Origin of the sequence: Pelomicrobium sp., assembly GCF_036803785.1 — a bacterium.
GTDB lineage: Bacteria > Pseudomonadota > Gammaproteobacteria > Burkholderiales > UBA6910 > Pelomicrobium.
Genome location: NZ_DAIRTR010000182.1, coordinates 1 through 4,891, shown reverse-complemented (window position 1 = coordinate 4,891; position 4,891 = coordinate 1). Strand labels below are relative to the sequence as shown.

Genomic DNA, 4,891 nt, shown 5'->3' with positions numbered 1-4,891 from the left:
CCTCCTGGCCCACGCCTTCCCCGGCGCCCGAGTGGACGCCGCCGACGTTTCCGCCGCAGCCCTGGAGGTGGCGGCCCGCAACGTGCGGGACTACGGGCTGCAAGAGCGGGTGCGGCTCGTACGCTCCGATCTGTTCGAAGCCCTACAAGGCAATCGCTACGATGTGATCGTGTCGAACCCGCCTTACGTGGATCAGGCGTCGATGGAAGTGCTGCCACCCGAGTACTTGCATGAGCCCCGGGAGGCCTTGGCAGGGGGCGTGGACGGCCTGGACTTCGTGCGCCGCATTCTGGCGCAGGCCCGCTCGTTTCTCGCTCCGGATGGCGTTCTCGTGGTGGAGATCGGGCATCACCGGCACGCCCTGGAGGCTGCTTTTCCCCACCTGCCTTTTGTTTGGCCGGAGGTGAGCGGTGGAACGGGCCACGTGTTCCTGCTCCACCGGGACGATCTTCCCTAGCCCCCTTCCGCCTGGGCAGCCGAAAAAGGGAGTCTGATCAGACTCCTCCCGCCCGGGAGTCGCGCACCGTCTTAGACCTTCATCGTACCGCGGCTGACTGGCGACGGTCCTTCTCTTCCTCGTAGCGGGCGGTTGCGTCCCGCGCGATGGCAACCGAGCCGGCAATGCGCCCCCCGGGGTCGCGCACGAGGGCGAAGCTCATGTCCACGTACAGCCGCTTGCCGCTCTTGTGCAGTGCCCGGGTGAGGGTGGGACGGCCGCCGAGCCGGGTCGTGCCCGACTCGATTGCCCGGCGAAAACCCGTCCAGTGGGCCGGTCTCAAATGCTCGGGAATGATCAGGTCGAGGCTTGTGCCCAGCGCCTCCTCCCCCGTGAAGCCGAAGAGCGCAGTGGCCGCCCGGTTCCAAAGGCGGATCACGCCTTCCCGGTCGGCAAAGATCACGGCATCCGCCGCCTGCTCGAGAATCGCCTGGGCGAGCTTCGAGTCCTGCTCCATTGGTCCTCTCCTCGCGCTTGCTTCGAACCCTGTCTCGTGTGCGCAGCCGAGGATTTCCCTTGCGGCGTCCTGCTTTCCCGGGAGGCGGCGTGCCGGCCGTTCGAGCGCAACCGCCCCCGCCCCGCCGGGGAAACGGCGGGCTGAAGCGCTCCGGGGCTCCCTGGCCTCTTCTTGCCGGCGTCGCTCTGAACCGCAGGCGCGGGCAGGCCCGCTGCCGCAAGCAGGGTTTGCACCGCTTCGGGTGCCAACGCTCGCCAGCGTCCTCGCTTCAAGTCGGGAGGCAGGTCAATGGGGCCAAAACGGACGCGGATGAGCCGGCTCACTTCATGGCCCACCGCGGCGACGAGCCGCCGCACCTCCCGGTTGCGACCCTCCCGCAGGATCATCCGGTACCACACATTGCTTCCCGAGCCGCCGATCTCTTCCAGAGCCTCGAGCCGGGCGAGGCCGTCTTCGAGCCGCACGCCGGAGAGGAGCCGCTGCTTCTCTTCCTCCGTGAGCGCCCCGCGCACCCGCACCGCGTACTCCCGGGCCATCCCATAGCGGGGATGCATGAGACGGTGGGCCAGTTCCCCCGAGGTGGTGAGAATAAGCAGCCCCTCGGTATTGTAATCGAGCCGACCCACGGGCACCCAGCGGCCACCCCGGGCTGGCGGCAGGTGCTGGAACACTCTCGGGCGGCCCTCCGGATCCCGACGGCTCACGATCTCCCCCGCCGGTTTGTGGTAGAGGAGGACCCGGACGTCCTGGCTCGGTGGGACCCGAAGGGTGCGCCCGTGGACCCGCACCGCATCCCCCGGCTTGACCCGCGTGCCCAACACCGCCGGCTGCCCATTGACGTTCACCCGCCCCTCCCGGATCCATGCCTCGATCTCCCGCCGGGAGCCAAAACCCGCCTGAGCCAGGACTTTCTGCAGCCGTTCTCCCTGGGTTGCACCCGCCATCACAGACTCCGCCGCTCCCTGACTGCCTGGGCGAGGGTGCCCGCGTCCACGTGCTCCAGCTCCCCGCCCACGGGCAAGCCTCGTGCGATGCGGGTCACCTTCAGTCCGTGGCCCCGCAACAGCTCCCCGATGTAGTGGGCCGTGGCTTCTCCTTCCACGGTGAAATTAGTGGCGAGGATCACCTCCCGTACCATCCCGTCCTGGACTCGCTTAAGCAAGCGATCCAAGCCGATCTCCCGGGGACCGATTCCGTCCAGGGGGGAAAGCCGCCCCATCAATACAAAGTAGAGACCCTGGTAGCACTGGGCTTGCTCCATCATGAGGAGATCCCCCGGGGTCTCCACTACCGCCAGCAAGGCGGGATCCCGGCGGGGGGAGCGGCACAACTCGCATACGGGCTCTTCGGAGAAGTTGTTGCAACGCTCGCAATGACGGATGCGCTCGAGGGCCTGTTCCAGTGCCCTGGCGAGCCGAGCCGCCCCCTCCCGATCCCGTTGCAGCAGGTGATAGGCCATGCGCTGGGCCGATTTGGGTCCGACGCTGGGCAGACAACGCAGTGCCTGCACCAGGTCTTCCAGGCTGGAGACGGGCCTCATGGTGAAATGCTGCGCGCGGCGGAAACAGAAGGCACGTGGCGGAGGGGAAACGCCCTGCTCGGGGCAGGGCAAATCGGCCGCCCCAGCCGCCGATGACGGGGATTCAGAACAGCTTGAGCCCGGGCGGCAGGGCCATGCCGGCGGTGACGGCGCTCATGCGCTCCTGGATCGTGGCCTCCACTCGCCGCACCGCGTCGTTCACCGCCGCCGCCACCAGGTCTTCCAGCATCTCCTTGTCCTCGCCGCCCAGCAGGCTGGGATCGATGGCGACCCGCTTGACGTCGTGGCGGCAGGTCATCACTACCTTTACCATGCCAGCGCCGGCCTGGCCTTCCACTTCCAGACTCGCCAGATCTTCCTGGACGCGCTTCAGGCTTTCCTGCATCTGCTGGGCTTGCTTCATGAGCCCGGCGATTCCGCCTTTCATCGGTATGCTCCCCGTGTGGCTTCAATTGAGCGGCTTGATGGAGGAATCGGCCAACCGCGCATCGAAGTTTTCGATCAGCTCGCGCACGAAAGGATCCTTTTCGATCGCCTCGATCGCCTTCCTCTGGCGCTCGCGCCGCTCCCGATGGGCCATTTCCGCCGGGGACAGGCCAGCGCTCGTGCCGCAGGTGAATTTTACCTTGAGGGGCCGCCCGAAGTGTTGGCGCAGGGCCTGCGCCACCCGGTCCTCGTAGCGTTTGTCCAGGAGGTAACGGTGAGCCTCGGGCAAGCGAAGGCATATCTCCTGGTCGCTGACACCCGCCAGCTCGCAATGCTCGGCCAGCTGCCTCGCCATGCCCGAAAGCCCCAGACTCGCCACCACGGTCGGCCAGTCCACCTCCGACGGGTACGCCGCCCGGTGGGATGCGGCCGCCGGGGCAGTACCCGCGCCCGCGGCGGAGGGGGAGGAACGAGTTGTGGGGGCCTCCTCCCCCTGGGGCGTGAAGCAGAGCATGCGCAGAAGCGTCATGGTGAACCCGGCGTATTCGTCCGGGGCGAGGTCCAGTTCCTGGCGGCCGTGGATGGCGATCTGGTAGTAGAGCTGCACCTCTTCCGGATCGAGCTGCCGCGCCAGGGCCAGCACCTGTTCCCGGTCAGGAACCTCCTCGCCCAAGGCCTGCGGTGCGGCCTGGGCCAGGGCCACCTGGGTGAGCAGGGCGGCCAGATCCTGGAGTGCCCCTTCGAAAGAAGCGCCGGCCGCTTCCATCTCGTCGGCGATCGCCTTGAGCCGGGCACCGTCGCCGGCCTTCACCGCCACCAGGATGGCGCTGAGGTCGCCATCGGCCACCGTGCCCAGCATGGCTCGCACCGAGGCTTCCTGGACCCGCCCGCCCCCATGGGCGATTGCCTGATCGAGCAGGCTCAAGCCGTCCCGAAGGCTTCCCTGGGCCGCCCGCGCCAGGAGCTGGACCGCAGCGGGTTCGAAGGGAATCGCCTCTGCTTCCAGTACCTGACGCAGCCGCCCGGCGACCTGAGGCGCCGGGATGCGCTTCAGGTTGAACTGGAGGCAGCGGGAGAGCACCGTGACCGGGATCTTCTGGGGGTCGGTGGTGGCCAGGACGAACTTGACGTGTTCCGGCGGCTCCTCCAGCGTCTTGAGCATGGCGTTGAAGGCGCTGCGAGAGAGCATGTGCGCCTCGTCGATGATGTAGATCTTGTAGCGGCCGCTCACTGGCGCATAGAGCGCATTCTCCAGGAGCTCTCGCATATGGTCCACCTGGGTGTTGGAGGCGGCGTCCAGCTCGATCAGATCGACGAAGCGGCCGGCATCGATCTCCTGGCAGGCGCTGCATGTCCCGCAGGGAGTGGCGCTCACCCCGCTCTCGCAGTTGAGCGCCTTGGCCAGAATCCGAGCCAGGGTGGTCTTGCCCACCCCTCGGGTCCCGGTCAGGAGATAGGCATGGTGGAGCCTGCCCTGCGCCAGGGCGTTACACAGCGCTCGCACCACGTGCTCTTGCCCCACCAGCTCCTCGAAGCGGCGGGGGCGCCATTTACGGGCAAGGACGTGGGTCACCGACCAAACCTCAAAACCAATAGCCGAAGCGAACCTGATGGAAATTGATGCCGTTGTTAGGAGATTTGATCCCGGCGTTGGACAGATGCTGATAGCGATAGCTCAGGTCAAAGGCCTGGCGGGGCCCGAAGCGCAGCCCGAATCCCAGGTGATCGCCGAACTGGAAGTTCGACCCGAAGCGCCGCTCTCGGCTCACCGAGGTCTCCGACAGGAAATGGGCCCCGATGCCGCCCTCCAGGTACGGAGCAAAGCCTCCGGCGCCGTCCCATTGCAGCCGCAGCACGGGCGTGAGGCCCACCTCCCACAGACCCGCATGGGTTCTGTCCGGGCTGTCGTTTATCCAACGGCCGATTTGCAAGTCCCAGTATCCCCCGAGGAACCAGCCCGCCCCCTCTAGCC

General features: G+C 67.2%; 7 protein-coding genes. 1 reads left to right on the top strand and 6 read right to left on the bottom strand.

The features are described from left to right. A partial coding sequence (locus V7Q81_RS14715) for a HemK family protein methyltransferase (protein ID WP_333844778.1) occupies positions 1 to 457 on the top strand: 457 nt, incomplete at its 5' end. A 79-nt stretch (positions 458 to 536) separates the two neighbouring features. Here the strand turns inward: V7Q81_RS14715 and V7Q81_RS14710 are convergent. From V7Q81_RS14710 to V7Q81_RS14685, 6 genes are all read right to left on the bottom strand, one after another. After that, positions 537 to 953, bottom strand: a complete 417-nt coding sequence (locus V7Q81_RS14710) for a PAS domain S-box protein (protein WP_333844775.1) — start codon at positions 951 to 953, stop codon at positions 537 to 539. Next, positions 896 to 1,897: a pseudouridine synthase gene (locus V7Q81_RS14705; RefSeq protein WP_333844772.1), complete on the bottom strand. Its 1,002-nt coding sequence runs from the start codon at positions 1,895 to 1,897 to the stop codon at positions 896 to 898. The genes V7Q81_RS14710 and V7Q81_RS14705 overlap by 58 nt, the downstream gene beginning before the upstream one ends. Then, complete coding sequence (gene recR / locus V7Q81_RS14700) at positions 1,897 to 2,493, bottom strand: recombination mediator RecR (protein WP_333844768.1); 597 nt, start codon at positions 2,491 to 2,493, stop codon at positions 1,897 to 1,899. Before recR ends, V7Q81_RS14705 begins: the two co-directional genes overlap by 1 nt. A gap of 103 nt (positions 2,494 to 2,596) precedes the next feature. Continuing rightward, on the bottom strand, positions 2,597 to 2,920 hold the full coding sequence (locus tag V7Q81_RS14695; RefSeq protein ID WP_333844765.1) for a YbaB/EbfC family nucleoid-associated protein: 324 nt from the start codon (positions 2,918 to 2,920) through the stop codon (positions 2,597 to 2,599). Between the two features lie 21 nt (positions 2,921 to 2,941). Beyond that, positions 2,942 to 4,492, bottom strand: a complete 1,551-nt coding sequence (gene dnaX / locus V7Q81_RS14690; protein WP_333844762.1) for a DNA polymerase III subunit gamma/tau — start codon at positions 4,490 to 4,492, stop codon at positions 2,942 to 2,944. Between the two features lie 10 nt (positions 4,493 to 4,502). Next, positions 4,503 to 4,891, bottom strand: a 389-nt coding sequence (locus V7Q81_RS14685; RefSeq protein ID WP_333844758.1) for an acyloxyacyl hydrolase, incomplete at its 5' end; no start/stop codon positions are given.

Excerpts from the sequence above, each read along its gene's own strand:
- recR (WP_333844768.1), bottom strand. The coding sequence starts at position 2,493 with ATGAGGCCCGTCTCCAGCCTGGAAGACCTGGTGCAGGCACTGCGTTGT.
- V7Q81_RS14695 (WP_333844765.1), bottom strand. The coding sequence starts at position 2,920 with ATGAAAGGCGGAATCGCCGGGCTCATGAAGCAAGCCCAGCAGATGCAG.
- V7Q81_RS14705 (WP_333844772.1), bottom strand. The coding sequence starts at position 1,897 with ATGGCGGGTGCAACCCAGGGAGAACGGCTGCAGAAAGTCCTGGCTCAG.
- V7Q81_RS14710 (WP_333844775.1), bottom strand. The coding sequence starts at position 953 with ATGGAGCAGGACTCGAAGCTCGCCCAGGCGATTCTCGAGCAGGCGGCG.